The following is a 24,379-nucleotide window of genomic DNA, read 5'->3' on the forward strand; positions in this document are numbered from 1 at the left end:
TCTGTGCTGTGGGGGGTCACGTCAGAAGAGTGTGCCCTCTTCGGGTCCTTCCAGCTCCTTCAGCAGCTCCGGTCCGTTGTTGCGGACGTTGCTGACCGCCGTGGCGACCGGATAGGCACGCATCAGGCCGCCCGGCGGCGGGGCGAGCAGCTCGCGCAGCTCGTCGACGTCGGTGCGGGCCGGGTCCAGCCAGGCGTCCCAGCGGTCCGGGGTGAGCATCAGCGGCATGCGCGGGTGGATCTCGGCGAGGGCGTGCGGGCCGTCCGCCGGGGACACGGCGAGCGGGCCGGTCTCCGCCTCGGTGGTGATGACGGAGCAGGTCACCCACCAGGCCTGGGGGTGGTCGTCGGGCAGCGTCCGGTCGCGCCAGAACTCGTACAGCCCGGCCATGGCGAACACGGAGCCGTCGGCCGGCGTGACGAAGTAGGGCTGCTTGCGGGGCCTCTTCTTCCTGCCCTCGACCTCCAGGTCGCGCTCCTGCTTGCCGGTGACCCACTCGTAGTAGCCGTCGGCGGGCAGGATGCAGCGCCGGGAGGTGAAGGCGCGGCGGTAGGACGGCTTCTCGTGGACCGTCTCCGCGCGGGCGTTGATCATCCGGGCGCCGCCCTCGGGGGTCTTGGACCAGGAGGGCACCAGTCCCCACTTCAGCTTCCGCAGCTGCCGAACCGGGCGCGGCTCCTGCTCGTCCTTGAGGGCACGGTCGAGTACGGCGTAGACCTCCTTGGTCGGCGCCACGTTGAAATCGGGCTCCAGGGTCTCCTCCGGCTCCCACTTCTCGATCTCGAAGATCCCCGCGAGGTCCTCGGGCCTGCGACTCGCTGCATACCGTCCGCACATACGTGCAACACTGCCAGACTCCGTCCGCACACAGGGAGCGATCCGAAACACATGGGAAGCATGGTCAGCACCGCGTCCGCGTCGCTCGGCTCCCTCTGGGACGAGGTGTCCGGCACCCAGCCCGACCCGGACGCGTGGGTGGTCGTGGCCACCCTGGTCGCCGCGGCCGCGGTGGTCCTGCCCCCCGGGCTGTGGCGGCTGTCCCGCAACGCGATCACCATCGCGCACGAGGGCGGGCACGGACTGGTGGCGCTGCTCACCGGCCGCACGCTGACGGGGATACGGCTGCACTCGGACACCAGCGGTCTGACCGTCAGCCGCGGCAAGCCGGACGGCATCGGCATGATCCTCACCGCCGCGGCCGGCTACACCGCTCCCCCGCTGCTGGGTCTGGGCGGTGCCGCGCTGCTGGGCGGCGGGCGCATCACGCTGCTGCTGTGGCTGGCGACGGCGCTGCTGCTCGTGATGCTGGTGATGATCCGCAATGCCTACGGTGCGGTGTCGGTGCTGGTCACCGGCGGCACGTTCGTGCTGGTGTCGTGGCTGGCGGGTCCGCAGGTGCAGGCGGCGTTCGCATACGCGGTGGTGTGGTTCCTGCTGCTCGGCGGGGTGCGCCCGGCCTTCGAGCTGCAGTCCAAGCGGGCGCGCGGGGGCGCGGGCGACTCGGACGCGGACCAGCTGTCCCGGCTGACGCACGTCCCCGCGGGGTTGTGGCTGTTCCTGTTCCACGCGGTGTCGCTGTGCTCGCTGCTGGGCGGGGGCAGGTGGCTGCTGGGGCTGTGACGCCCGCGGCGCCGCCGAGCGGGTCCCGGGCCGCGGACGCGCAGGTGGCGAACGGCCTTGCCATCCCCTCCCTTATAGAGTGGCCCCATGGCCCCGAACCCCGCGCACACCGCTCTCTGGCCCGCCCCGTACGCAAGCGGAACCGTCGACGCGACGGTCCACGTGCCCGGGTCCAAGTCGGTCACCAACCGTGCCCTCGTCCTGGCCGCCCTCGCCTCCGAGCCGGGCTGGCTGCGCCGCCCGCTGCGCTCGCGGGACACGCTGCTGATGGCGGGCGCGCTGCGCGCGATGGGCGTCGAGATCGAGGAGGGCGTGGGCCCCGACGGCACCGGTGAGGCCTGGCGGGTGCTCCCCACCGGTCTGCGCGGCCCGGCCACCGTCGACGTCGGCAACGCCGGCACGGTGATGCGGTTCCTGCCCCCGGTCGCCACGCTGGCCGACGGTCCCGTGCGCTTCGACGGCGACCCGCGCTCGTACGAGCGTCCCCTGAACGGGGTCATCGACGCGCTGCGCCGGCTGGGCGCCCGGATCGACGACGACGAGCGCGGCGCGCTGCCGATGACGGTGCACGGCGGCGGCGCCCTGGACGGCGGCACGGTGGAGGTCGACGCCTCCTCGTCCTCCCAGTTCGTCAGCGCCCTGCTGCTGTCGGCGCCGCGGTTCAACCAGGGCGTGGAGGTGCGGCACACCGGGGAGACCCTGCCGTCCCTGCCGCACATCCGGATGACCGTCGACATGCTCCGCGCGGTGGGCGCGCAGGTGGACACCCCCGAGTCGGGCGGCGAGCCGAACGTCTGGCGGGTCACCCCCGGCGCCCTGCTCGGCCGGGACCTGACCGTGGAGCCGGACCTGTCCAACGCCCAGCCGTTCCTGGCGGCGGCGCTGGTGACCGGCGGCAAGGTCGTCGTGCCGGACTGGCCGGCCCGTACCACCCAGCCCGGTGACCGGCTGCGGGAGATCTTCACCGAGATGGGCGGCTCCTGCGAGCTGACCGAGTACGGGCTGGTGTTCACCGGCTCGGGGTCGGTCCACGGCATCGACGTGGACCTCGGTGAGGTCGGCGAGCTGACGCCGGGCATCGCGGCCGTGGCGGCCCTCGCCGATTCCCCCTCCACCCTGCGGGGCGTGGCCCACCTGCGGCTGCACGAGACGGACCGGCTGGCCGCGCTCACCAAGGAGATCAACGAGCTCGGCGGTGACATCACCGAGACCGCCGACGGTCTGCACATCCGCCCGCGCCGGCTGCACGGCGGCGTCTTCCACACCTACGAGGACCACCGCATGGCCACCGCCGGCGCGATCATCGGCCTGGCGGTCGAGGGCGTGCAGATCGAGAACGTGGCGACCACCGCCAAGACACTGCCGGGCTTCCCCGACCTGTGGACCGGGATGCTCGGGGCGTAGGGGTTCACCATGCGCCGCTACGGCAAGCACACCGACGAGGACGACATCCGCTCCCGCCCCAACCGCAAGGGCAACCGGCCGCGCACCCACATCCGGCCCAAGCACGAGGACGCCGCCGAGGGCCTGGTCCTCACCGTGGACCGGGGCCGGCTGACCTGCCTGGTCGACGACCGGGTCGTGCTGGCGATGAAGGCCCGCGAACTGGGCCGCAAGGCGGCGGTGGTCGGCGACCGGGTGGGGATCGTGGGCGACCTGTCCGGCAGGAAGGACACCCTCGCGCGGATCGTGCGGATCGAGGAGCGCACCTCGGTGCTGCGCCGTACCGCCGACGACGACGATCCCTACGAGCGGGTGGTCGTGGCCAACGCCGACCAGCTCGCCGTGGTCACCGCGCTCGCCGACCCCGAGCCCCGTCCGCGGCTGATCGACCGCTGTCTGGTCGCGGCCTTCGACGGCGGCCTGGAGCCGCTGCTGGTGCTGACCAAGTCGGACCTCGCGCCGGCCGACAAGCTGCTGGAGCTGTACGGCGACCTCGACATCCCGTACGTCGTCACCAGCCGCGCGGAGCTGGACAGCGGTGAGGCGGCGGACCGGGTGCGCGAGCAGCTGGACGGCCGGATCACCGCGTTCGTGGGGCACTCCGGGGTCGGCAAGACGACGCTGGTCAACGCGCTGGTGCCGGAGGAGCGACGGCGTACGACCGGCCACGTCAACGCGGTGACGGGGCGGGGGCGGCACACGACGACCTCCGCGCTGGCGCTGCCGCTGGCGGGTGCCGGGGGGTGGGTGATCGACACCCCCGGGGTGCGGTCCTTCGGGCTCGCCCACGTCGACCCCTCCCGGGTCATCCACGCCTTCCCCGACCTGGGGCCGGGCACCGAGGGCTGCCCCCGCGCGTGCAGTCACGACGAGCCGGACTGCGCGCTGGACGCCTGGGTGGCCGAGGGGCACGCCGATCCGGCGCGGCTGTACTCGCTGCGACGCCTGCTGGCGACCCGGGAGCGGACCGAGGGCGACTGACCTTCGCGTGTTTGCCGTGACGTGCGGACGGTAAGTGCATAATCGCACCGAGCCGGACCTGAACCTGCCGAACCTGGCGAAGCGGTCACCGTGCGTGGGAATGCGGGAGGACGACACATGGCGTGGCTGCTGGTGATCGTGGCCGGGTTGCTCGAGACCGGATTCGCCGTGTGCCTGAAGCTGTCCCACGGGTTCACGCGGCTGTGGCCCACCGTCGCGTTCTGCGCGTTCGCGCTGGGCAGCTTCGGACTGCTGACCATGGCGTTGAAGAAGCTGGACGTCGGTCCCGCGTACGCGGTGTGGACGGGCATCGGGGCGGCGGGGACGGCCATCTACGGCATGGTGTTCCTCGGGGACCTGGTGTCGACGCTGAAGATCGTGTCGATCACGCTGGTGATCGTCGGGGTGATCGGGCTGCAGCTCTCGGGGTCCGCGCACTGAGCCGTCTCAGGACACCGGCTGCCGGTACAGGGCGCCGCGGACCAGGTCGGCGACACCGTCGTCGGCCGGGGGCGCGGTGACGCAGGACAGGGCGAGCCGGACCACGAGCTCGCAGGTGCGGGCCAGTTCGGCGGTGTCGCTGCGCGGCGCTCCGGGCCCGGCGAGGAGGCCCACGGCGCGGTCGCGGACCAGGGCGACGAAGTCGGCGGGCGAGGGCAGCGGGCCGTCGGCGCGCCGCTGGGCGGGCCCGGCGGAGCCGGACGGCACGGCCGGGAGGGCCGGCGCGGGCAGGCGTTCGCCCCAGCATCCGGTGAGCATGGCGCGGACGAGGGGGTTGCCGCGGGCGCTGACGAGGGTCCACTCGGCGGTGGCGGTGAGCCGGTCCCGCGGGTCGGCGTGGCCGGCGAGGGCGCGGTCGACGCCCGCGAGGTAGCCGTCGGCCTCCCTGCGGACGAGGGCGCGGGCGAGGCCGTCCTTGCTGCCGAACTCGTTGTAGAGCGTCTGCCGGGAGACGCCGGCCGCGGCGGCCACGTCCACCATCCGCACCGCGGACCACGGTCGGCGCGCCAGTGCCGTGTAGGCGGCGTCCAGCAGGGATTCCCGCGCTGCAGGCATCTCCGCCTCCCTCGGGGCGAGCGGCCGGTCCTGCGGTTCAGATTTGACGCGCCGTCGGGCACTGTCAAGGGTTCTCGGAGCAGGCCCCCGGTGGCCCCGCGGCGACCTCGGCGGATACCGTTCGTTGCATGCCCGACTACCTCGACGACCTGCGTCTCGCCCACGTGCTCGCGGACGCCGCCGACGCCGCGACGATGGACCGGTTCAAGGCCCTCGACCTCAAGGTGGAGACCAAACCGGACATGACGCCGGTGAGCGAGGCGGACCGGGCGGCGGAGGAGCTGATCCGCGGCCACCTGCAACGCGCCCGCCCGAGGGACGCGGTCCTGGGCGAGGAGTACGGCGTCGAGGGCACGGGCCCGCGCCGCTGGGTGATCGATCCGATCGACGGCACCAAGAACTACGTCCGCGGCGTGCCCGTATGGGCCACGCTGATCTCCCTGATGGAGGCCGGCGAGGGGGGCTTCCAGCCGGTCGTGGGTGTCGTGTCCGCACCCGCCCTGGGCCGCCGCTGGTGGGCCGCGCGCGGGCACGGCGCCTACGCGGGCCGCAGCCTGTCGTCGGCCTCCCGGCTTCAGGTGTCCCGCGTCGCCGAGCTCTCCGACGCCTCCTTCGCGTACTCCTCGCTCAGCGGCTGGGAGGAGCAGGGGCGCCTCGACGGCTTCCTCGACCTCAGCCGCGAGGTGTGGCGCACGCGCGCGTACGGGGACTTCTGGCCGTACATGATGGTCGCCGAGGGCTCGGTGGACCTGTGTGCCGAACCGGAGCTGTCGCTGTGGGACATGGCGGCCACCGCGATCGTGGTGACGGAGGCCGGCGGATCGTTCACGGGCCTCGACGGGCGCCCCGGACCGCACAGCGGCAACGCGGCGGCGTCGAACGGGCTGCTGCACGACGAGCTGCTGGGGTATCTCAACCAGCGCTACTGACGGGACGCGGGGGCGCGCCACGCGCCCCCCAACTCACCTGACGCGCCCTCTTGTTGACCCCCGCTTTACCTGCCACTCTGAGGGTTCCCCCACTTGTGAACTTGTGAAATGGCGAACGAGCGGGCACCCCCGCCCGTGACCTCGCGTTTCCCGGTAGGAGGTGGCTCCATCCATGCTCGTCCGTGACGCCATGAGCACCGTGGTCCTCACCATCGGCCCCGCCCACACACTCCGCCAGGCCGCCGCCCTGATGTCCGCCCGCCGGGTGGGCGCGGCCGTCGTCCACGACCCCGACGGCACCGGCATCGGCATCCTGACCGAGCGCGACATCCTCAACTCGCTCGGCCTGGGGCAAGACCCGGACACCGAGCGCGCCCACGCCCACACCACCACCGACGTCGTCTTCGCCACCCCGGCCTGGACCCTGGAGGAGGCCGCCGTCGCCATGAACCACGGCGGGTTCCGTCATCTGATCGTCCTCGACGAGGACGGGCCCGCGGGAATCGTCTCGGTCCGCGACATCATCCGCTGCTGGGCGCCCCGGCGCCAGGGAGCCCTGCACGTACCGGCGTAGCGAACGGGGGACGGGCCGGAGCCCCCGGAGGGGGTCCGGCCCGTCGATCGGCAAGCGGTCCAGCGCTGGAATCAGCCGCGCAGGGCCTGCACCGCGGCCTCCAGCCGCTTGCCGAAGTCCTCGTCCGCCTGGCGGAAGTTGTTGATCGCGCGAGCGGCGATCTCGTCCCGCGTGACGCCGGAGATGGCGTTCGCCAGGTTCTTGACCAGGCGCTCCTTCTCCTCCTCCGTCATCAGGCGGTACAGGTTGCCCGCCTGGACGAAGTCGTTGTCCTCGGTGTGCACGGGCGTGACCGTCTCACCGGTGACGCCGGTGACCGCGATCGGCTGCCACAGCGGGCGGCCGGTCTCGGTCGGGCCGCCGAAGCTGTTCGGCTCGTAGTTCTTCGCGCCCTTGTGCCGGCCGTCGTACAGGTAGCCGTCACGGGAGTGGGTGCGCGCCTCGGTGGCGTGCGGACGGTTCACCGGCAGCTGGTCGGCGTTGATGCCGACGCGGTAGCGGTGGGCGTCGCCGTAGCCGAAGAGGCGGCCCTGGAGCATCTTGTCCGGGGAGGGACCGATGCCCGGCACGAAGTGGGCGGGGCTGAAGATGGACTGCTCGACCTCGGCGAAGATGTTCTCCGGGTTGCGGTTGAGCTCCAGCTTGCCGAACTCGATCAGCGGGTAGTCCGCGTGCGGCCAGACCTTGGTCAGGTCGAACGGGTTGAAGCGGTACGTGGCCGCCTCGGCCGCCGGCATGACCTGGACGTAGACGGTCCAGGACGGGAAGTCGCCGCGCTCGATGGACTCGCGCAGGTCCCGCTGGTGGGAGTCGGGGTCCTTGCCCGCGAGGACCTCGGCCTCTTCGGCGGTCAGGTTCTTGATGCCCTGGTCCGTCTTGAAGTGGTACTTGACCCAGAAGACCTCGCCGGCCTCGTTGTTCCACTGGAAGGTGTGCGAACCGAAGCCGTCCATGTGGCGGTAGGACGCCGGGATGCCGCGGTCACCGAACAGCCAGGTCACCTGGTGCGTGGACTCGGGCGACAGACCCCAGAAGTCGAAGACGTTGTCCGCCTCCTGCGAGCCGGTGTACGGGTCGCGCTTCTGGGTGTGGATGAAGTCGGGGAACTTGATGGCGTCCCGGATGAAGAACACCGGGGTGTTGTTGCCGACGAGGTCGTAGTTGCCCTCCTCGGTGTAGAACTTCAGCGCGAAACCGCGCGGGTCGCGCACGGCGTCCGGGGCACCGAGGTTGCCCGCCACCGTGGAGAAGCGCAGGAAGACCTCGGTCTCCTTGCCGACCTCGGAGAGGAACTTGGCGCGCGTGTACTGCGTGACGTCGGCGGTCACCGTGAAGGTGCCGTAGGCACCGGCGCCGCGGGCGTGCACCACGCGCTCCGGGATGCGCTCACGGTTGAAGTGGGCCAGCTTCTCCAGGAGGAGCTGGTCCTGAACGAGGACCGGGCCACCGACGCCCGCGGTCTCGCTGTTCTGGTTGTCGGCAACCGGTGCACCGGCCTCCGTAGTAAGCGGTCCCTGCGTCACGTACGCCTCCTGCGTCATCTACTGACCAACCTGTCCCTTGGCTAAAGCCGAGCTCGATCCTACAATGGACAATGTCTAAGTCAAGTAAAGCTCCAAAGTCACACCCATTCGGGACGCGGTCCCCCTGCTGTTAGGCTGGTGCCTATGAGTGACCTTCTGGAACGGCTCCGTGGACGTGGATGGCGGATGACCGCACAGCGCCGTGTCGTGGCCGAGGTCCTCGACGGCGAACACGTCCACCTGACGGCCGACGAGGTGCACGCCAGGGCCGTCGCCAAGCTGCCCGAGATCTCCCGGGCGACCGTCTACAACACCCTGGGCGAGCTGGTCTCGCTCGGCGAGGTGGTCGAGGTCGCCACGGACAAGCGGGCCAAGCGGTACGACCCCAACGCCCACCGTCCGCACCACCACCTGGTGTGCGCGCAGTGCGGCGCGATCCGCGACGTCCACCCGACCGGCAATCCGCTGGCGGACCTGCCGGACACCGAGCGCTTCGGCTTCACGGTCTCCGGCGTGGAAGTGACCTACCGCGGCGTCTGCCCGAACTGCGCTGCGGCGTAGCCGCCCTTCCGCGGACGCGGCGCACCCGCCCCGCTGCCGCGCGCGACCGCCCCTGCGCTGACGCGTACGACGAGAGCCCCGGCACTGATCAGTGCCGGGGCTCAACGACCGAGGGCCGGAACCCTGACGGATTCCGGCCCTCGGCCTTCAGTAGCGGGGACAGGATTTGAACCTGCGACCTCTGGGTTATGAGCCCAGCGAGCTACCGAGCTGCTCCACCCCGCGTCGATGAATGAAACAGTACGTCACGAGGAGCGACAGAAGCAAATCCGCTCCCGCACGGCGCGGGGTCACGGCGCGGGGTCACGCCGAGAGCTCCTCCCGCAGCGCGTCCCGCAGCCGCGTGGCCCGCTCCGCCACCGCCGCCGGACCGAGCTCCACCGCCCGGTCGGCCCACCGCTGCCCCTCCGCCAGCTCACCGCGCCGCGCGTACACCAGCGCGAGCCGCAGCGCCGCACGTCCGTGACCCGCGTCGGCGGCCCGCGTCCACCACACCGCCGCCTCGGGCTCGCTCCCCTCGCGCGCCAGCAGCAGCCCCAGGTTGAACGCCCCGTTGCGCGAGCCGGCCTCGGCCGCCTCCCGGTACCACCGTGCCGCCTCGACCACGTCCCCCCGCGCCGCGGCCAGCATGCCGACGCGCACCTGGGCCCGCCGGTGTCCCTGCGAGGCCGCCCGCTCGTACCACTCCTCGCACTCGCTGCGCCGGTGCACCGGCTCGCCCAGCTCGTGCGCGGGCTCCGGCGGCCGGCGGGCGTCCAGCACCGTCGCCAGCCGGTACGCGGCCTCCGCGCTGCCGCCGCCCGCCGCGCACCGCAGGAACCGCTCCGCCTCGCCCTCGTCTCCGTCCCGCAGCCGCGCCATGCCGACCTGCAGGGCCGCCTCGGTGTGCCCGGCGGCCGCCGCCCGCTCGTACCAGCGCAGCGCGGCCCGCTCCTCGCCCCGGCCGGCGTGCAGGATGCCCAGGTTGAAGGCGGCGTCGACGCTGCCCGCCTCCGCGGCCTTGGAGAACCACGGCTCCGCGCCGGTCTCGTCCCCGGCCCGCAGCAGCAGGATCGCCAGCGCGTTCGCCGCCTCGCGGTGACCGGCGTAGGCGGCCCGGCGGTACCACTGCTCGGCGGGGCCGGTGCGCCCCTGGTCGGCGCAGAGCAGCCCGAGGTTGTACGCGCCGTTGATGTCGCCGGCGTCCATCGCGGCCCGGTACCAGCGTTCCGCGGTCTGGGTCTCGCCCCGCTCGGCGTGCAGGGCGCCCAGCGCGTTGGCGGCATTGCCGTCGCCGTCCTGGGCGGCGCGCAGCCACCAGACGGCGGCGTTCTCGGTGTCCCCCGCGTCGCGCAGCAGGAAGCCGAGCGCGCACGCGGCCCGGGCCTCCCCGTCCTTGGCGGAGGTCAGGTACCAGCGGCCGGCCTCCTTGAGCTCGCCGCGCTTCTCCAGGATCGCCCCGAGGTGCAGCGCGGCACGGCGGTGTCCGCGTGCGGCGGCCTGCCGGTACCACTGCTCGGCCTCCGCGACCGGCGCCGCGCCGTCGTCGCCGGACTCCCGCGGGGCCCGGCGGTCCAGGGCGCGGGCCAGCCGGTACGCCGCCTCCCGGTGACCGCGTTCGGCGGCGGCCCGCATCCAGCGCTCGGCCCCGCCGGTGTCCCCGCGGTGTTCCAGCAGGTCGGCCAGGGCGTAGGCGCCGAGGGCGTGGCCCTGTTCGGCGGCCTGGCGCAGCCAGTACTCGGCGGCGGGCTCGTCACCGCGCTCGCGGTGGTGGCGGCCGAGCGCGTGGGCCGCCGCGGTGGACCCGGCGACGGCGGCGATCCGCCACCATCCGGCGGCCTCGTCCGGGTAACCCCGCTGGTGCAGCAGGACGCCCAGGTTGTTGGCGGCGGCGCGGTCGCCCGCGGTGGTGGCGGCACGCAGATGGGGTTCGGCTCCGTCGAGATCACCGCGGCGCAGCAGCATGGCGCCGAGCACGCTCATCGCCTCGACGTCACCGGCCTCGGCGGCGATCCGGTGCCGCAGTTCCTCCGCCGCCTCGTCGGCGGCTTCCCCGTCGCGAGGTTCCTCCCGAGGGAAGGACTGTACAAAACGTCCTGACTCGAACAGAGTTGCCTTGTCCCCCATACCATCCATCGTCGCACCACCTGCAACCTGGGTACACCTGGTATACCGCAGTCAGTGAGGTCACTACAGCGTTTTGTCGACATGCCCACAGAGAGACAAGTCAAACACAGATCGGCCAACTCCCGTCGGCGGCACGGCCGTCGACGGACGAGGTACATGCGTTCGCCCATCACAAAGGCCCGGACTCCGTTGGGAATCCGGGCCTTTGCTGTCGCGACTGCGCGACTTCAGTAGCGGGGACAGGATTTGAACCTGCGACCTCTGGGTTATGAGCCCAGCGAGCTACCGAGCTGCTCCACCCCGCGCCGTTGTGTTGCAACCGTAGCACGGCGCGGGGTGGGCCTCTGACCAGCCTGCTCGCTAACCGCTGGGGCTCGCGGTGGCGCCGGGACTGCTCTGCGCGCCGCCGCCCCCTTCGGCCGACTGGGCCTCCTCGGCCCTGCGGAGCGCTGCCTCCAGGTCCTTCTGTGCCTTGCCGTAGGCCTCCCAGTCATTGTTCTTCAGGGCTTCCTGGCCGGCGTCGAAGGCCTTCTGGGCGTCGTCCAGAGCCTTCTGGACCGAGGGGTCCTCGGCGGTGGGCGGTGGCGTGGTGCCCTCGTCCTCGCCCGTTCCCTCGTCCTCGCCCGGTGGCGGCTCGACGGGCGAGCCCTCCCCGCCGAACACCTTGTCCAGGGCCTGCTCGAGGGTGTCCTCGAACGCGGTCTGACCGCCGTAGGTCACCAGCACCTTCCGCAGCAGCGGGTACTTCAGTCCGCCACCGCGTACGTAGACCGGCTCCACGTAGAGCAGTCCCCCGTCCAGCGGGACGGTCAGGAGGTTGCCGTACTCGACCTCCGAGTCGCCGCCTCTCAGCAGCCTGATCGTCTCGGCGATGTCCTGCTGGGAGTTGAACTGGCTCTGGACCTGCTTCGGTCCGGAGACGGTCGTACTGGTCGGCAGCTTCAGGACTCTGATCTTCCCGTAGTCCTCGGTGCCGGGATCGGCGTTCACCGCCATGAAGGCGCTGAGGTTGTCACGTCCGTTGGGAGTGAACGTCGTGGTGAGCGAGAAGACCTGTTCCTGCTGGTCCGGCATCTTCATGCTCAGGTAGTACGGCGGCACCGCGTCGCCGGTCTTGTTCGTCGGGTCGTCCGGCACCTGCCACACCTCGCTGCCCGAGAGGAACGTGTTGGCGTCCTTCACGTGGTAGCGGGTCAGCAGCTCGCGCTGCACCTTGAACAGGTCCTGCGGGTAGCGCAGGTGCTGCATCAGGGCGCCCGAGATCTCGGTCTTCGGCTCCACCGTGCCCGGGAACGCCTTCATCCACGTCTTGAGGACGGGGTCCTTGGTGTCCCACTGGTACAGCTTGACCTCGCCGCTGTACGCGTCGACGGTCGCCTTCACCGAGTTGCGGATGTAGTTGACCTGGTTCTGCTGGGCCACCACCGCGCGCTGGTCGTTGGTGGCGGTCAGCGAGTCGGCCGTGGTGTCACCGAGGGTCGTCCGCGAGGCGTACGGATAGCCGTTGGTCGTCGTGTAGGCGTCGACGATCCACTGGATCCGGCCGTCCACCACGGCCGGGTAGGCGTCGCCGTCGATGGTCAGCCACGGGGCGATGGCCTCGACGCGCTCCTTGGGCGTGCGGTTGTACAGGATTCGCGAACCGTCGCCGATCGCACCCGAGTACAGGATCTGCGGCTCGCTGAACGCGACCGCGTACGCGGCCCGGTTGACCGGGTTGGCGAGGTTGACCCCGCTGTCGCCCTTGTAGCTGTACGTCTTCTCGCCGCTGTCGTCGGAGTAGTCGATCTCCTTCTGGGGACCGCCGACGATCGAGTACGTCGTCGTCCGCTCGCCGTAGTAGACGCGCTGCTCGTACTCGCCCAGCTCGCCCTTGGACGGCAGGTCGGACTCGGTGAACGCCGGGCGGCCGCCGGCGTCGGCGGTGGTGCCCTCGGCGGCGACGGCACCGTAGCCGTGGGTGTAGCGGAAGTGGTCGTTGATCCAGTTCCGCTTCGGGATGCCGTTGTAGTTCAGCTCGCGCAGACCGATGACCGTGTCCTGCTCCTTGCCGTCGATCATGTACCGGTCGACGTCCAGGTTGGTCGGGAACGCGTAGTAGTTCCTGATCTGCTGGAGCTGCTGGAAGGTCGGCGAGACGACGTTCGGGTCCATGATGCGGATGCTCGCCGCGTCGGCGACGTCCTTCCGCAGCTTGGTGGCGTCCTCGGTCTGGGCCGTGCCCGGGTACTCGGTGACCTGCGAGTCGTTGATTCCGTAGGCCTCACGCGTGGCCTTGAGGTTCTTCTCGACGTACGGTGCTTCCTTGGCCTGCTCGTTCGGCTGGACCTGGAACTTCTGCACGATCGCCGGGTACAGGCCGCCGATGAGGATCGCCGACAGCACCATCAGGCCGAAACCGATCACGGGCAGCTGCCAGGTGCGCCGCCACAGGGTGGCGAAGAACAGCAGCGCGCAGATCACGGCGATGCAGAACAGGATCGTCTTGGCCGGCAGGTAGGCGTTCGCGTCGACGTACCGCAGACCCGTCCAGCTGTCGGTCGCCTTGAAGTCGCTGGACTTCACCGCCAGTCCGTACCGGTCGAGCCAGTACGCGACCGCCTTCAGCGTGACGAACACGCCGAGCAGCACCGACAGGTGCCCGGTGGCCGCCGCCGTGGCACGCGCGCCCGGGCTGGTGATGCGCAGCCCGCCGTACAGGTAGTGGGTGAGCGCGGCGGCGATCAGCGCCAGGATCGTGGCGGCGAAGCCGAAGCCCAGCATGAAGCGGTACCACGGCAGGTCGAAGGCGTAGAAGGAGACGTCGAGGTTGAACTGCGGGTCCTTCTGGCCGAACGCCACGCCGTTGACCCACATCAGCCACGTCCGCCACTGGCCCGACGCCGAGGCGCCGGCGATCAGGCCGACCAGGGCGGTGATGCCGAGCAGCAGCCACTTCTTGTACGGGGCGATGCCCATCCGGTACCGGTCGAGGTTCTGCTGCTCCATCGACATGGCACTCAGCGGCGGCCGCATGCGGTGGGCCAGCCAGATGTTGAAACCGACCGCCAGGGCCATCAGCAGACCGAAGACGAAGAACAGCCCGATCTTGGTCCACAGGGTCGTCGTGAAGACGGACGAGTAATTGACCGAGCGATACCACAGCCAGTCCGTCCAGAAGCCCGCGAACATGGTGAACACCATGCCGAGGACGGCCAGGACGCCCAGTGTCATCAGCAGGGTCCGGACCCGCCGGGACGGGCGGCCCACTCTGATCCGTGGCCCCGTCGGGCCTCCGCCGCGGTCCGGCATCTGGAAAGCCAAGGTAGGCACCTCGAAAATCGCTGTTGATTCGTCAGGCCCGCGGTTTCACGGACCGTGTGTGGCCCCGCGTGATCGTGGGCCCACACCTATGCAACTTACCTACGCTTTACTCGGTTCCCGATTCCGGCAAGGAACGAGAGAGGATTGTGACCATGTCCAACACACCCATGGCCGCAAACCCGCTCACCCGGGCCGTGCTCGAGATCGACGAGTACGCCTCCGGACTCGGCTGGGACCAGCCCGCACGCCTGTTCGCCCTCGTCGACACCGCCCGGCTGCGGGCCGAGCAGCCCTCGCTCGCGGGCCGTCTCGGCCTCGACGGCGAGCAGGCGACCACCGCCTACACCCCCATCGAGCAGGACAAGATCCCGGCGGGCAAGCCGCTCGACGAGTTCCTGGGCACCATCGCCTGGCCCGAGGCGGTGGCCGGCTGCGCCCTGACCGTGGAGCGTCTGATGCTGCCCCCGTCGGCGGAGGCCCAGGTCCCGAAGAACCTCGGCGAGGCCGCGCTGACCAAGTGGGTGGCGGAGCACCCGGAGCGTCAGGAGGTCCGCATGACGGTGGCGGTGCTGCGCGACGGCGCCCGCGAGTCCGCGGTGCGGCTGCGTGAGAAGGACTCCCCCACGGAGGTCCTCACCGGCTCCGATCTGGTGCCGGGTCTGGCGGAGGCGCTGGCGGCGACGTTCGCGGAGTAGGCGGCCCGTCCGGTCAGGACGCCGTGCACGTCGGCAGGCCGGCGGTGTCGCCGGAGCGGATGTCCTCCAGCGCGCCCAGGGCGTCGTCGATGGTGCCCACCTTCACCAGGGTGAGGCCCTCGGGGATGTCCCTGGCGGCGGACGCGCAGTTGTCGGCGGGCGTGAGGAAGTACTCGGCGCCCTTGTCGCGCGCGCCGACCGTCTTCATCTCGATCCCGCCGATCGGGCCGACCTTGCCGTCGTCGTCGATCGTGCCGGTCCCGGCGACGAAGGTGCCGCCGGTGAGGTCGCCCGGGGTGAGCTTGTCGTAGATGCCGAGGGCGAACATCAGGCCCGCGCTGGGCCCGCCCACGTCGGCGAGCTTGATGTCGATGCTGAAGGGGAAGGTGTGGTCGGTCCCGGCGGAGATCCCGACTATGGCGCGCTTGTCGCCGGCGTCGTCGGAGGTCGCGGTGGTGACGGTGACCTTCTCGGTCGTCGCCGGCGCCCGCTTCTCCTTCTCCGCGGCGGCCTGCTCCTTGGCGGGGACGATGGTGAAGACGGCGTCCTCGCCGGGCTTGTGCTCGGTCACCAGTTCGGCGACGTCGGCCGGCTCCTTCACGGCCGTGCCGTCGACCTCCTTGATCACGTCACCGGCGTGCAGCCTGCCCTCGGCCGGTGAGCCCTTGACCACCGTGGCGACGATCACCCATGAGTCCACCGGGACGTCCAGCGCCTTCAGGGCCGCGACCTTGGCGCTCTCCTGGGACTGGCTGAACTCCTCGGCGTTCTCCTGGGTGGCCTCCTCCTCCGTCTTGCCGTCGGGGTAGAGGGTGTCGTGCGGCACGACCTTGCTGTCGTGCGCGAGCCATCCGTAGACGGCCTCGACGAGGTTCATCCGGTAGTCGGCGCCCGTGACACGCACCGTGGTCATGTTGAGGTGACCGTCCGCCGGGTAGGTCTTGCGGCCCTCGATGTTCAGCACCGGCTCCCCGTCGTGCTCGCCCAGCGTGTTCACCGTCGGCCCGGGCGACATCTCCGCGTACGGCACGGGGATGAAGACTCCCGCGCACAGCAGCGCGATCAGCATCAGGGTGGAGGCGAGCATCGTCGCGGTGCGGCGTGGCATGCCTCGACAGTACGGGACAGGCCTGTCAGCGCACCGTCAGGGCCGCCCGGACGAGCGGCCCCGACCCTGCTCCACACCGCGACCTGCCGTGTCCCGCTCTCAGCGGTTCGAGCGCGGCTTCTCCATGGCCTCGCGGAACCGGGCGTAACCGATGAGCTCGGGCCCGTCGCTCCGCACCTTGCGGGTCCGGTTGGCCCAACTGCCCCACAGTCCCGCTCCGATCGCGGCCACCAGCGGAATCAGCAACCAGGCGAGAGCCGCCATGCCGACCTCCCAACCCCATGAGCGTCCGCAACTGACTGATCAGCAGATTAACCATCCGCAGTGACAACGCTCACCTCGGGGGTGGGGTTACGCAACCGGGCTACGCCCCGACCCGCCCTCCCGTCACCCGACCACCACCCCCCGACGACGGCGCTACGCGCCGACCCATTCGTCGGTGCCGTCGGAGAACGTCTGGTGCTTCCAGATCGGCACCTCGTGCTTGAGGTCGTCGATCAGCTTCCGGCAGGCCTCGAAGGCCTCCCCCCGGTGCGGGCACGACACGCCGACGACCACGGCGAGGTCGCCCACCCGGAGATCCCCCACCCGGTGGACCGCGGCGAGCGCGCGCACCGGGTACTCGGCGGCGACCTTCTCGGCGATCCGCCGCATCTCGTCCTCGGCGCTGGGGTGGCACGAATAGCCGAGCGCGTCCACGTCCGCGCCCCCGTCGTGGTTGCGCACGGTCCCGACGAAGAGCGCCGTGCCGCCGGCGGCGTCGTCCCCGACCGCCCGGAGGACCTCGTCCACCGACAGCGGCGTGTCCCTGATCGCGATCAGCCTGATCGCGTCCTGTGCCGCCTGCTCACCCGGGTGATCGTGCGTCGATGCCATGCCACCATCGTGCCCCACCGCGGCGGCGGCGCGGAACCGCCGGCCGGCAGCCGCGCGTGCCGCTCCCGAGCCCTTTGGAGAATCCGGCACCGGCGGGTCAGATGCGCCGCCGCGCCTTCCTGGCCCGGCGCACCACCGCGGCCGCGCCCAGCAGGGCCACCGTCGCGCCCGCCGCGCCCGCGGCCGTCGCGTCCTTGCGCCCGAGCCGCCGGCCGGCCACCGTGTGCCTGCCGGACACCTCCTCCAGCAGCTCCGCGAGCACCTCCTCGTTGGTGTGCGCGGGCCGCCACCCGGCGTCGTGCAGCCTGCTCCCGCTGACCACCCAGGGGTACATCGTGTAGGCCAGGTCCCCGGCCGGGGACGGAGTGAGCCCGATCCGGTGCAGCCGGGCCGCCGCGCCGAGCGCGACCGCCGACGGCAGCTCCATCCGCCGGATCCCGCTGAGCTCCTCGACCTCCTCCTGCTCCAGCCAGCCGTCGCAGCCCACGGCCAGCTCGCCCTCGACCTTCTCCAGCACCGTGTACTCCAGCGCGCTGCACAGGTCGTCGACGTGGCAGAACTGCCACGCGGGCCGTGATCCCGCCACCACCAGCAGCCGAGGGGACTCGAAGTACCTGGTCAGCGCGGTGTCGGTGCCTCCGACCAGCACGGCGGGACGCACCACGGTGACATTGAGTCCGGGGTGGGCGCGGGGGGCCCGGCGCGCCAGCCGCTCGATCTCCAGGAGGTCGCCGACGCCGGTGGCCTCGGCGGTGGCGCGCAGTTCCGCGTCCTCGGACAGCGGCAGCCCGTTGTCCGGCAGCGCCCCGTAGACCATCGTCGAGGTGCACAGCACCACCCGGTGCACTCCGGCCGCGGCGGCCGCGGTCAGCACGGTCTGGGTGCCGCGTACGTTGTAGGCCGTCCGGGCGGCGGCGTCGGACTCCAGGTCGAGGTCGAGCGCCAGGTGGACCACCACGTCGGCCCCGCGCAGCTTGTCCGCGATGGCCGGGTCCCGGACGTCCAGGATGTGCCAGAGCGCCTCGCCGCACTCGCCGCGCCGCTCATCGATGGCGACGACCTGCTTGATCTCGTCCGACGCGGCGAGCCGCGCGGTGAGCAGCGCGCCGACGCCGGACGCGGCGCCGGTGACGGCGACGACGGGCCCGCGCGGCGCGGTCGTCCGGTCGCCGCCGCGTGGTGCCGTCGAGGGTCGGTGGTCGGGTGACGGGCGCGCCGACGCGTTTCGCGCTGCGCGAACCTGCGGATCTGGGGAACTCACCGGGCGTCTCCAGCGGTTGTCTTCAGTACGAGCGCGAGCGACGCGTGCGTACCAGGTGGCATCCATCCTGCCGCAGGCCTTCTGTCGGCGAAGCACCGAGGCCCGAACCGCTTCAGGTGTCTACGCTGGGTGGTGTTGTCGGGCAGCCGTGCCGCCGGAAAGAACCGGTGGCCCTACAAGCCGAGGAATCCCGTGAGTGACACCCCATTCGGATTCGGCCTTCCGCCGGAGGAGCCGGACGACGGCGACGAGGGCAAGAAGAAGGACCCGCAGAGCGGCGGTGGTCAGGGCCCGGCCAACCCGTTCGGTTTCGGCATGCCCGGAGCCGGAGGCTTGGGCGGCCCGGGCGCGGACAATCCGTTCGCCGCGATGTTCGGGTCACTGAACCCGGGCGACCTGGGGGCCGCGTTCCAGCAGCTGGGCCAGATGCTCTCCTACGAGGGCGGGCCGGTGAACTGGGACATGGCCAAGCAGATCGCCCGCCAGACGGTCTCCCAGGGAACCGCCGGCGGCTCGAAGGACGCGAGCGTCGGCCCCGCGGACCGCAAGGCCGTGGAGGAGGCCGTCCGCCTGGCCGACCTGTGGCTGGACGACGCCACCTCGCTGCCCTCGGGCGCCAACTCCGCCGTGGCCTGGAGCCGCGCGGAGTGGGTCGAGGCCACCCTGCCGGCCTGGCGCGAGCTGGTCGACCCGGTCGCCGAGCGCGTCGGGAACGCCATGGGTGACGTCCTGCCGGAGGAGATGCAGGCCATGGCCGGCCCGCTGATCGGCATGATGCGCTCCATGGGCGGCGCCATGTTCGGCACGCAGATCGGGCAGGCCGTCGGCGTGCTCGCCGGTGAGGTCGTCGGTTCGTCCGACATCGGCCTGCCGCTGGGTCCGGCCCGCCGGGCCGCCCTGCTGCCGCTGAACATCGAGGCCTTCGGCAAGGACCTCGGGGTCCCGCAGGAGGAGGTGCGGCTGTACCTCGCCCTGCGCGAGGCCGCCCACCAGCGTCTGTTCGCGCACGTGCCGTGGCTGCGCTCGCACCTGTTCGGCGCGGTCGACGGGTACGCGCGCGGCATCAAGGTCGACACCGGCAAGCTGGAGGACGTGGTCGGCCAGTTCGACCCGCAGAATCCCGAGCAGCTGCAGGAGGCCCTCCAGCAGGGCATGTTCCAGCCGGAGGACACGCCGGAGCAGAAGGCCGCCCTGGCCCGTCTGGAGACGGCGCTGGCGCTCGTCGAGGGCTGGGTCGACGCGGTGGTGCACGCCGCCGCCAAGCCGAGGCTGTCGTCGGCCGACGCGCTGCGCGAGACCCTGCGCCGCCGTCGTGCCTCGGGCGGTCCCGCCGAGCAGACGTTCGCCACGCTGATCGGTCTCGAACTGCGTCCGCGCCGGCTGCGTGACGCCTCGCGGCTGTGGGCCTCGCTGACCGACGCGCGCGGAGTCGACGGCCGGGACGCCCTGTGGGCCCACCCGGACATGCTGCCGACGGCCACCGACCTGGACGATCCGGACGGGTTCGTGCACCGCGAGCAGATCGACTTCTCCGAGTGGGACAAGATGCTCGGCGAGGCCGCCGACAAGCCCGACCTCCAGAAGAAGGACGACGGCGACGGAGAGGGCGGCGGCAGCAAGGGCGACGGCAAGGGCGAAGGCACCGAGTGAGCCTGCACGACGACGCGGTCCTCGTGCTCAAGGGGTACGAGGACCAGCCCGAGCTGCGCCAGGCCTATCTGGACCACCTCGCCGCACATCCGGACGGCATGTGGAAGGCCTGTCACGCGGGCCACGTCACCGCGAGCGCCCTGGTCCTCGACCCCGAGCGCGGCCGGGTGCTGCTCACCCTGCACCGGAAGCTGCGGATGTGGCTCCAGATGGGTGGCCACTGCGAGCCCGGGGACTCCTCCCTGGCGGCGGCGGCCCTGCGGGAGGCCACCGAGGAGTCCGGCATCCCGGACCTCACGCTCCTGGCGGGCGGCCCCGTGCGCCTGGACCGGCATCCGATCCCGGCGCCCTGCCACTGGCACCTCGACGTGCAGTACGCGGCCGTGGCCGCGCCGGACGCGGCGCACGCGATCAGCGACGAGTCCCTCGACCTGCGCTGGTTCGGTTACGACGAGGTCGCGGACGTGGCCGACACGTCGGTCCTGCGTCTGCTGGAGGCGACCCGGTCGAGACTCGGCGTCTGAGGTACGTGTGGGGGGGACCGCCCTGGGCGGTCCCCCCCCACATGTACCCGTCAGCTCCAGACGTTGCCCTGGTTCTGGCCGCGGGCGCCCTGCTGCCCCATGCCGTACTGGGCGGCGATGCCGGAACCGACCTGGGCGTTCTGCGGCGGCAGCAGCTCGCTGGGCTGGACCAGGGCGAAGCCGCTGCCCATGAAGCTGAGCTCCCAGCCCTCACCCGTGTTGCCGCGGCGCCGCCACACTCCGGAGGAGTGGGTCTGAGCCTGCATCTGCACGCGCAGCGAGGTGGACCAGGCCACGATGGCGTCGGCGTCGCAGTTGACGTACTTGTCGGGCGTCACCTGCATCAGGAGCGGCATGCCCGAGGTCATCAGCGCGACCTTGCCGTTGCCGGTGATGTTGAGCTGGTACTTCCCCGAGCCGGAGATGCCGTACAGGCTGTCGACGGCGATGACCTCGTGGTGCAGCGAGGAGTCCATGGCCAGCACGTAGCTGCTGTCGACCGTCAGCCCGTCGTGGTCCACGTCCATGATGTGGATGCGCTGGGCGAGGTTGGCGAGGTAGACCGTGCCCTGGCCGTGGCAGCGCATCAGGTCCAGGCCCTCACCGGTGTGCGCGCGCGTGCGCGAGGCGCTGCCGCTCTGGAACTCGGCGTCGAACTCCATGAGTCCCTGGTAGGCGACCATGCTGCCCTTGCGGGCGAGGACGTCGTCGTGGCCCTCCAGGGCGACGCGGAGCATCTGCTGGTTCTGCAGGCTCCAGCGCTCCTGGGTCTGCTGGTCGTTGAAGGCGAAAAGCGGGCTCTGCATGATGTGGTTGCTCCCCCTCAGCCCCGGACCCGGAGACGGTCGGTGCTGTCCTCACTGGGCTGGACGACGACGATGCCCTGACCGGAGAAGGCCATCTGGTAGGCCTCACCGCTGCCGCGGCCGATCAGCGACTGGGCGCGGAAGCTGCGCTTGCCCTTCACCTTGAGGTTCGGGGACCAGGCGACCAGGGCGTCCGGGTCGACGTACGTCTCGTCGTCGCCGCCACCGCAGTCCACGACGATCGGCTTGCCGCGCGAGGTCAGCGCGACCCAGCCCTGACCGGAGATCTTCGTGTTCCACAGGCCCTGTCCGGCGAACTTCGCCAGGCCCTTGACCCGCTCCACACCCCAGGTGAGGTGGGCGTCGAAGGCGAGCAGGTTGGTGGCGTTGACGGAGATGCCGTCGCCGTTGAGGTTGATCACGACCACGTTGGCGCCGTAGTCGGCCAGGTAGAGCAGGCCGTCGCCGGAACACTTCATCAGCGGCGCCCCCTCACCGGTCAGCCAGTCCTTGGCGATCTGGCGCACGGCCGGCGGGTTGGGCTCGTACTGGACGAACCCTTCGTAGGCGACCATCGAGCCCACGCGCGCGAGGAGGTCGTGGCCGGTCTGCATGGCGACCTTCAGCATGTGGTTGCCGTGGTTCTCCATGCGCGCGGTGACGGGGGCGGGGGCGAAACCCGCGAGTGGCTGGTTCATGACGGGCTCCCCTTAGATCTCGTACGGCTGGACGACGATGAAGTTGCCGGGCGCGCCCCGGAACTGCAGGTTGACGCTCTCCCCGGTGTCGCCGGGGTAGGAGTTGCGGCGCATCCGCACCTGGCTGGAGACGACCACCTGGGAGGCGGCCGACCAGGCGACCACGGCGTTGCAGTCGGCGAAGGTGGTCGGGGTGACCGGGAGCACCACGGGCGTGCCGTGGGTCTTGACGACGATCGTGCCGGTGCCCTGGAACTGCATCGTGAACAGGGCGCCGCCGGGGATGCCGTGGCCCTCGATGCGGCGGACCTCGTACTGGAGGCCCTCGTCGAAGGCGAGGACGTTCTCCGCGGAGACGCACACGGCGTCGCCCTGGAGCTCGATCGGGTGCAGCATCGTGGAGTCCTCGGCGAAGAACACCTGGCCCTGGCCGGTGCAGCGCATCAGCTGCATCTCCTGGCCGGTGGCGTTGCCCACGATGCGGCCGGAGAAGCCGGCGCCCTTGTAGCTGAAGTCGACCTTGCCCTGGTAGAGCACCATGCTGCCCTGCCGGGCCAGCACGGGCTGTCCGCCGATGCCGAGGTCGGCGCGGACGAGTTTCTTGTTCTGCTGCGTCCAGCGCTGCCCGGTGGGTGTCTCCTTGAACTGCTGGAGCGCGCCGAGGACACCGGGGGCCTGCGGTGCTCCCTGGGGTGCGCCCTGCGGTGCTCCGTAGGGGGCCTGCTGGTGGGGCACCTGGCCGGGAGGGGGCTGGTGTCCGTAGCCCGGAGGGGGCGTGGGCCCGCCGCCGTAGCCGGGCGGCGGGGGTGCCTGCGGTGCCGGGGGCTGTCCGTACCCCGGGGGCGGCGGAGGGGTCTGGCCGTACGGCGGCGGCTGCTGGCCGAAGGGCGCGGGGGCCGGGACGGGGGGCGGTACCGGGGAGCCACCGGGCGGGGTGTGCAGGGGCGCGACGATCGTCGGCGCCGCGTGCACCGGCGGGACGGGGGGCGCGGGGGCCGGCGGCGGGGTGGCGCCCGGAGGCGGCGCGAAGCCCTGCGCGGCGGGCTGGGGGGCGGGAGCCGGCGCGGGGGGCGGGGTGGGCGCGCCGCCGCCGGGTACGCCGAACGCGGGAGGCGCGGCGGCCTGGGCGGGCGGTGCGAAACCGGGCGCGGAGGCGCCGGCCTGCGGCTGCTGCGGGGCGGCGGGCTCGTCCTCGGCCACCTCGCCGCCGAAGTTCCTCAGCAGCGCGTCGAGCCCGCCGTCGAAGCCCTGTCCGACCGCGGCGAACCGCCACACGTCCTTGAAGTAGAAGTCGCCGAGCATCACGGCCCGCTCGGTGGAGAACTCCGAGCCGCTGAAGGGGTACCGGGCCACTTCCTCGCCGCCCGCGACGATGCGGATGTACCCGGGGCCGACCTGCGACATCTGCCCGGCGCCGTCGAGCGTCGCCGTGAAGGACAGCTTCCTGATCTGCTGCGGGATCCGGTCCAGCGTCACGCGGAAGGATTCGGTGTCGCCCGCCTGGGCGCCCAGGAGCTGAACGGACTCCTCGGGGGACTTCGGCTGGTTGTAGAAGATGAAGTACCGGTCGTCCGAGAGCCGCTCGTCGGCGTCGAGACCGAAGCAGCTGATGTCGAAGTTCAGCCCCGGACCGGAGATCTGCACGCCTACGTACAGATCCGTGCCCGCGGTCAGATCACTGATCCTGGCCTTGTGGCCGCGTTGGAATTCCCTGGCCATGCGTACGACCGTCCCCCATCCCGAATGCGAGTGCGTCGCGCCAGGCTAACGGCAATCACCGACACCGGATGAAGTCGGTACGGACCCGGTACACAACGCGTACAGGGGCCTACGGTGCGCTGACCCCGGGCGGGCGCTCACGCGTCACGGGCGCCCGGGAGGTGCGGCAGCCGCTCGGCCGCGACCACGCCCTCGAGGTAGCCGCGGGCCCGTTCGGTCCTCGGGTACGCCTCCAGCAGCCGCCAGAAGCGGGGCCCGTGCCCGGGCACCAGCAGGTGCGCCAGCTCGTGGCAGAGCACGTAGTCGACCACGTACTCGGGCATGCCCTGGAGCCGGTGGGACAGGCGGATGCTGCCCTCGGACGGGGTGCACGAGCCCCAGCGGGTGTTCTGGTTGGTCACCCAGCGCACGGATTCGGGCCTGGCCCGCCCGTCGAAGTACTGGCCCGACAGACGCCGGGCGCGCTCGGCCAGCTCCGAGTCGTCGAGGGTCCGCCGGCTCTCCTGGGCGGCCAGCTTGTCGAGCATGACGTTCACCCAGCGCTGCTCCTCCGCCTCGGACATCCGGGCGGGGATGAGCACGACGGTGCGATCGCCCTCGCGGTACGCGGAGACCGTCCTGCGTCGACGGGTGCTCCTGCGGACCTCGATCGCGCTCGCCCTCGAGCCGTTCGTCGGCTGGCTCGTCGCGCTGCGCTGTGACGGTCCGGCGCTGTGCAGTGGGTCGGCGGGCACGCCCCGACGTTACCCGCTGCACACGGGGAAGTCTTGGCTCCGGAGCCGTTCCGTGGCGATCCCCTCACCGTGCGCCGGATTTGTACGATGAATTCCGGTGCCTGTGGACAACTCTGGGCGGCCCCCGGCGGGTCCCGGCATGCTGTCACCCGTGGCCGGACCCGCGACGGGACCCGGCCGCCCACGGGAACGAACCTGGACGTACGGGGGCC

The 24,379-nt window shown here is 71.6% G+C and carries 23 protein-coding genes and 2 tRNA genes; 10 read left to right on the forward strand and 15 right to left on the reverse strand.

Annotated features, from left to right (window positions below):
- Nucleotides 1-21: 21 nt before the first annotated feature.
- Nucleotides 22-837: an SOS response-associated peptidase gene (locus IE118_RS19755; protein ID WP_189559287.1), complete on the reverse strand. Its 816-nt coding sequence runs from the start codon at nucleotides 835-837 to the stop codon at nucleotides 22-24.
- 60 nt (nucleotides 838-897) lie between these two features.
- Between IE118_RS19755 and IE118_RS19760 the strand changes: the two genes are divergently transcribed.
- From IE118_RS19760 to IE118_RS19775, 4 genes are all read left to right on the forward strand, one after another.
- The gene (locus tag IE118_RS19760; protein WP_189559425.1) at nucleotides 898-1,620 is read left to right on the forward strand and encodes a M50 family metallopeptidase; all 723 of its coding nucleotides are present in this window, start codon (nucleotides 898-900) and stop codon (nucleotides 1,618-1,620) included.
- An 87-nt stretch (nucleotides 1,621-1,707) separates the two neighbouring features.
- Nucleotides 1,708-3,024, forward strand: coding sequence for a 3-phosphoshikimate 1-carboxyvinyltransferase (gene aroA, locus IE118_RS19765; RefSeq protein ID WP_189559288.1), 1,317 nt, complete (start codon nucleotides 1,708-1,710; stop codon nucleotides 3,022-3,024).
- A gap of 9 nt (nucleotides 3,025-3,033) precedes the next feature.
- Nucleotides 3,034-4,044: a ribosome small subunit-dependent GTPase A gene (gene rsgA / locus IE118_RS19770; protein WP_189559289.1), complete on the forward strand. Its 1,011-nt coding sequence runs from the start codon at nucleotides 3,034-3,036 to the stop codon at nucleotides 4,042-4,044.
- 117 nt (nucleotides 4,045-4,161) lie between these two features.
- Nucleotides 4,162-4,485, forward strand: a complete 324-nt coding sequence (locus IE118_RS19775; RefSeq protein WP_189559290.1) for a DMT family transporter — start codon at nucleotides 4,162-4,164, stop codon at nucleotides 4,483-4,485.
- A gap of 6 nt (nucleotides 4,486-4,491) precedes the next feature.
- Here IE118_RS19775 and IE118_RS19780 read toward each other — a convergent pair whose 3' ends face one another.
- Nucleotides 4,492-5,100, reverse strand: a complete 609-nt coding sequence (locus IE118_RS19780; RefSeq protein WP_189559291.1) for a TetR/AcrR family transcriptional regulator — start codon at nucleotides 5,098-5,100, stop codon at nucleotides 4,492-4,494.
- 128 nt (nucleotides 5,101-5,228) lie between these two features.
- Between IE118_RS19780 and hisN the strand changes: the two genes are divergently transcribed.
- Nucleotides 5,229-6,029, forward strand: a complete 801-nt coding sequence (hisN, locus tag IE118_RS19785) for a histidinol-phosphatase (RefSeq protein ID WP_189559292.1) — start codon at nucleotides 5,229-5,231, stop codon at nucleotides 6,027-6,029.
- A gap of 172 nt (nucleotides 6,030-6,201) precedes the next feature.
- Nucleotides 6,202-6,603: a CBS domain-containing protein gene (locus tag IE118_RS19790; RefSeq protein ID WP_189559293.1), complete on the forward strand. Its 402-nt coding sequence runs from the start codon at nucleotides 6,202-6,204 to the stop codon at nucleotides 6,601-6,603.
- Nucleotides 6,604-6,674: 71 nt separating this feature from the next.
- Here the strand turns inward: IE118_RS19790 and IE118_RS19795 are convergent, their stop codons facing one another.
- Nucleotides 6,675-8,126, reverse strand: coding sequence for a catalase (locus IE118_RS19795; protein WP_221345326.1), 1,452 nt, complete (start codon nucleotides 8,124-8,126; stop codon nucleotides 6,675-6,677).
- Nucleotides 8,127-8,270: 144 nt separating this feature from the next.
- Between IE118_RS19795 and IE118_RS19800 the strand changes: the two genes are divergently transcribed.
- Nucleotides 8,271-8,687 carry a Fur family transcriptional regulator gene (locus IE118_RS19800; protein ID WP_189559295.1) on the forward strand — a complete coding sequence of 139 codons (417 nt, stop codon included), beginning with the start codon at nucleotides 8,271-8,273 and terminating at the stop codon, nucleotides 8,685-8,687.
- Nucleotides 8,688-8,838: 151 nt separating this feature from the next.
- On the opposite strand, the gene IE118_RS19805 is transcribed toward IE118_RS19800, so the two are convergent.
- The 4 genes from IE118_RS19805 to IE118_RS19820 form a co-directional block, all read right to left on the reverse strand.
- A tRNA-Met gene (locus tag IE118_RS19805) sits at nucleotides 8,839-8,912 on the reverse strand.
- A 78-nt stretch (nucleotides 8,913-8,990) separates the two neighbouring features.
- On the reverse strand, nucleotides 8,991-10,802 hold the full coding sequence (locus tag IE118_RS19810) for a tetratricopeptide repeat protein (protein WP_189559296.1): 1,812 nt from the start codon (nucleotides 10,800-10,802) through the stop codon (nucleotides 8,991-8,993).
- Nucleotides 10,803-11,024: 222 nt separating this feature from the next.
- Nucleotides 11,025-11,098 (reverse strand) — tRNA-Met (locus tag IE118_RS19815).
- Nucleotides 11,099-11,153: 55 nt separating this feature from the next.
- On the reverse strand, nucleotides 11,154-14,084 hold the full coding sequence (locus IE118_RS19820) for a UPF0182 family membrane protein (protein WP_229846876.1): 2,931 nt from the start codon (nucleotides 14,082-14,084) through the stop codon (nucleotides 11,154-11,156).
- A gap of 164 nt (nucleotides 14,085-14,248) precedes the next feature.
- Here IE118_RS19820 and IE118_RS19825 point away from each other — a divergent pair, with 164 nt between their 5' ends.
- Nucleotides 14,249-14,791 carry a PPA1309 family protein gene (locus tag IE118_RS19825; RefSeq protein ID WP_189559298.1) on the forward strand — a complete coding sequence of 181 codons (543 nt, stop codon included), beginning with the start codon at nucleotides 14,249-14,251 and terminating at the stop codon, nucleotides 14,789-14,791.
- 13 nt (nucleotides 14,792-14,804) lie between these two features.
- Here the strand turns inward: IE118_RS19825 and IE118_RS19830 are convergent, their stop codons facing one another.
- The 4 genes from IE118_RS19830 to IE118_RS19845 all read right to left on the reverse strand — a co-directional run bounded on the left by IE118_RS19830 (nucleotide 14,805) and on the right by IE118_RS19845 (nucleotide 18,036).
- Nucleotides 14,805-15,899 (reverse strand): YlbL family protein, encoded by a 1,095-nt coding sequence (locus IE118_RS19830; RefSeq protein WP_189559299.1) that lies wholly within the window; start codon nucleotides 15,897-15,899, stop codon nucleotides 14,805-14,807.
- A 99-nt stretch (nucleotides 15,900-15,998) separates the two neighbouring features.
- On the reverse strand, nucleotides 15,999-16,163 hold the full coding sequence (locus tag IE118_RS19835) for a hypothetical protein (RefSeq protein ID WP_189559300.1): 165 nt from the start codon (nucleotides 16,161-16,163) through the stop codon (nucleotides 15,999-16,001).
- A 153-nt stretch (nucleotides 16,164-16,316) separates the two neighbouring features.
- The gene (locus IE118_RS19840) at nucleotides 16,317-16,775 is read right to left on the reverse strand and encodes a molybdenum cofactor biosynthesis protein MoaE (protein ID WP_189559301.1); all 459 of its coding nucleotides are present in this window, start codon (nucleotides 16,773-16,775) and stop codon (nucleotides 16,317-16,319) included.
- 97 nt (nucleotides 16,776-16,872) lie between these two features.
- Nucleotides 16,873-18,036, reverse strand: a complete 1,164-nt coding sequence (locus tag IE118_RS19845) for an SDR family oxidoreductase (RefSeq protein WP_189559302.1) — start codon at nucleotides 18,034-18,036, stop codon at nucleotides 16,873-16,875.
- A 192-nt stretch (nucleotides 18,037-18,228) separates the two neighbouring features.
- Here IE118_RS19845 and IE118_RS19850 point away from each other — a divergent pair, with 192 nt between their 5' ends.
- Nucleotides 18,229-19,686, forward strand: coding sequence for a zinc-dependent metalloprotease (locus IE118_RS19850; RefSeq protein WP_189559303.1), 1,458 nt, complete (start codon nucleotides 18,229-18,231; stop codon nucleotides 19,684-19,686).
- Complete coding sequence (locus tag IE118_RS19855; protein WP_189559304.1) at nucleotides 19,683-20,210, forward strand: NUDIX hydrolase; 528 nt, start codon at nucleotides 19,683-19,685, stop codon at nucleotides 20,208-20,210. Before IE118_RS19850 ends, IE118_RS19855 begins: the two co-directional genes overlap by 4 nt.
- 50 nt (nucleotides 20,211-20,260) lie before the next feature.
- Here the strand turns inward: IE118_RS19855 and IE118_RS19860 are convergent, their stop codons facing one another.
- The 4 genes from IE118_RS19860 to IE118_RS19875 all read right to left on the reverse strand — a co-directional run bounded on the left by IE118_RS19860 (nucleotide 20,261) and on the right by IE118_RS19875 (nucleotide 24,167).
- Complete coding sequence (locus IE118_RS19860) at nucleotides 20,261-21,016, reverse strand: AIM24 family protein (RefSeq protein WP_189559305.1); 756 nt, start codon at nucleotides 21,014-21,016, stop codon at nucleotides 20,261-20,263.
- A gap of 17 nt (nucleotides 21,017-21,033) precedes the next feature.
- Nucleotides 21,034-21,714, reverse strand: a complete 681-nt coding sequence (locus tag IE118_RS19865; RefSeq protein ID WP_004925955.1) for an AIM24 family protein — start codon at nucleotides 21,712-21,714, stop codon at nucleotides 21,034-21,036.
- A 12-nt stretch (nucleotides 21,715-21,726) separates the two neighbouring features.
- On the reverse strand, nucleotides 21,727-23,433 hold the full coding sequence (locus IE118_RS19870) for a TerD family protein (RefSeq protein ID WP_189559306.1): 1,707 nt from the start codon (nucleotides 23,431-23,433) through the stop codon (nucleotides 21,727-21,729).
- Nucleotides 23,434-23,570: 137 nt separating this feature from the next.
- A complete protein-coding gene (locus tag IE118_RS19875) occupies nucleotides 23,571-24,167 on the reverse strand; it encodes a M48 metallopeptidase family protein (RefSeq protein ID WP_189559307.1) in 597 nt (198 codons plus the stop codon).
- Between the last annotated feature and the right edge of the window lie 212 nt (nucleotides 24,168-24,379).

The organism is Streptomyces pilosus, from assembly GCF_014649835.1.
In the GTDB taxonomy this organism is placed as follows: Bacteria; Actinomycetota; Actinomycetes; order Streptomycetales; family Streptomycetaceae; genus Streptomyces; species Streptomyces pilosus.

Coding starts and splice junctions, on each gene's coding strand:
- IE118_RS19755 (WP_189559287.1), bottom strand. CDS start 837: ATGTGCGGACGGTATGCAGCGAGTCGCAGGCCCGAGGACCTCGCGGGG.
- IE118_RS19760 (WP_189559425.1), top strand. CDS start 898: ATGGTCAGCACCGCGTCCGCGTCGCTCGGCTCCCTCTGGGACGAGGTG.
- aroA (WP_189559288.1), top strand. CDS start 1,708: ATGGCCCCGAACCCCGCGCACACCGCTCTCTGGCCCGCCCCGTACGCA.
- rsgA (WP_189559289.1), top strand. CDS start 3,034: ATGCGCCGCTACGGCAAGCACACCGACGAGGACGACATCCGCTCCCGC.
- IE118_RS19775 (WP_189559290.1), top strand. CDS start 4,162: ATGGCGTGGCTGCTGGTGATCGTGGCCGGGTTGCTCGAGACCGGATTC.
- IE118_RS19780 (WP_189559291.1), bottom strand. CDS start 5,100: ATGCCTGCAGCGCGGGAATCCCTGCTGGACGCCGCCTACACGGCACTG.
- hisN (WP_189559292.1), top strand. CDS start 5,229: ATGCCCGACTACCTCGACGACCTGCGTCTCGCCCACGTGCTCGCGGAC.
- IE118_RS19790 (WP_189559293.1), top strand. CDS start 6,202: ATGCTCGTCCGTGACGCCATGAGCACCGTGGTCCTCACCATCGGCCCC.
- IE118_RS19800 (WP_189559295.1), top strand. CDS start 8,271: ATGAGTGACCTTCTGGAACGGCTCCGTGGACGTGGATGGCGGATGACC.
- IE118_RS19810 (WP_189559296.1), bottom strand. CDS start 10,802: ATGGATGGTATGGGGGACAAGGCAACTCTGTTCGAGTCAGGACGTTTT.
- IE118_RS19820 (WP_229846876.1), bottom strand. CDS start 14,084: ATGCCGGACCGCGGCGGAGGCCCGACGGGGCCACGGATCAGAGTGGGC.
- IE118_RS19825 (WP_189559298.1), top strand. CDS start 14,249: ATGTCCAACACACCCATGGCCGCAAACCCGCTCACCCGGGCCGTGCTC.
- IE118_RS19830 (WP_189559299.1), bottom strand. CDS start 15,899: ATGCCACGCCGCACCGCGACGATGCTCGCCTCCACCCTGATGCTGATC.
- IE118_RS19835 (WP_189559300.1), bottom strand. CDS start 16,163: ATGGCGGCTCTCGCCTGGTTGCTGATTCCGCTGGTGGCCGCGATCGGA.
- IE118_RS19840 (WP_189559301.1), bottom strand. CDS start 16,775: ATGGCATCGACGCACGATCACCCGGGTGAGCAGGCGGCACAGGACGCG.
- IE118_RS19860 (WP_189559305.1), bottom strand. CDS start 21,016: ATGCAGAGCCCGCTTTTCGCCTTCAACGACCAGCAGACCCAGGAGCGC.
- IE118_RS19865 (WP_004925955.1), bottom strand. CDS start 21,714: ATGAACCAGCCACTCGCGGGTTTCGCCCCCGCCCCCGTCACCGCGCGC.
- IE118_RS19870 (WP_189559306.1), bottom strand. CDS start 23,433: ATGGCCAGGGAATTCCAACGCGGCCACAAGGCCAGGATCAGTGATCTG.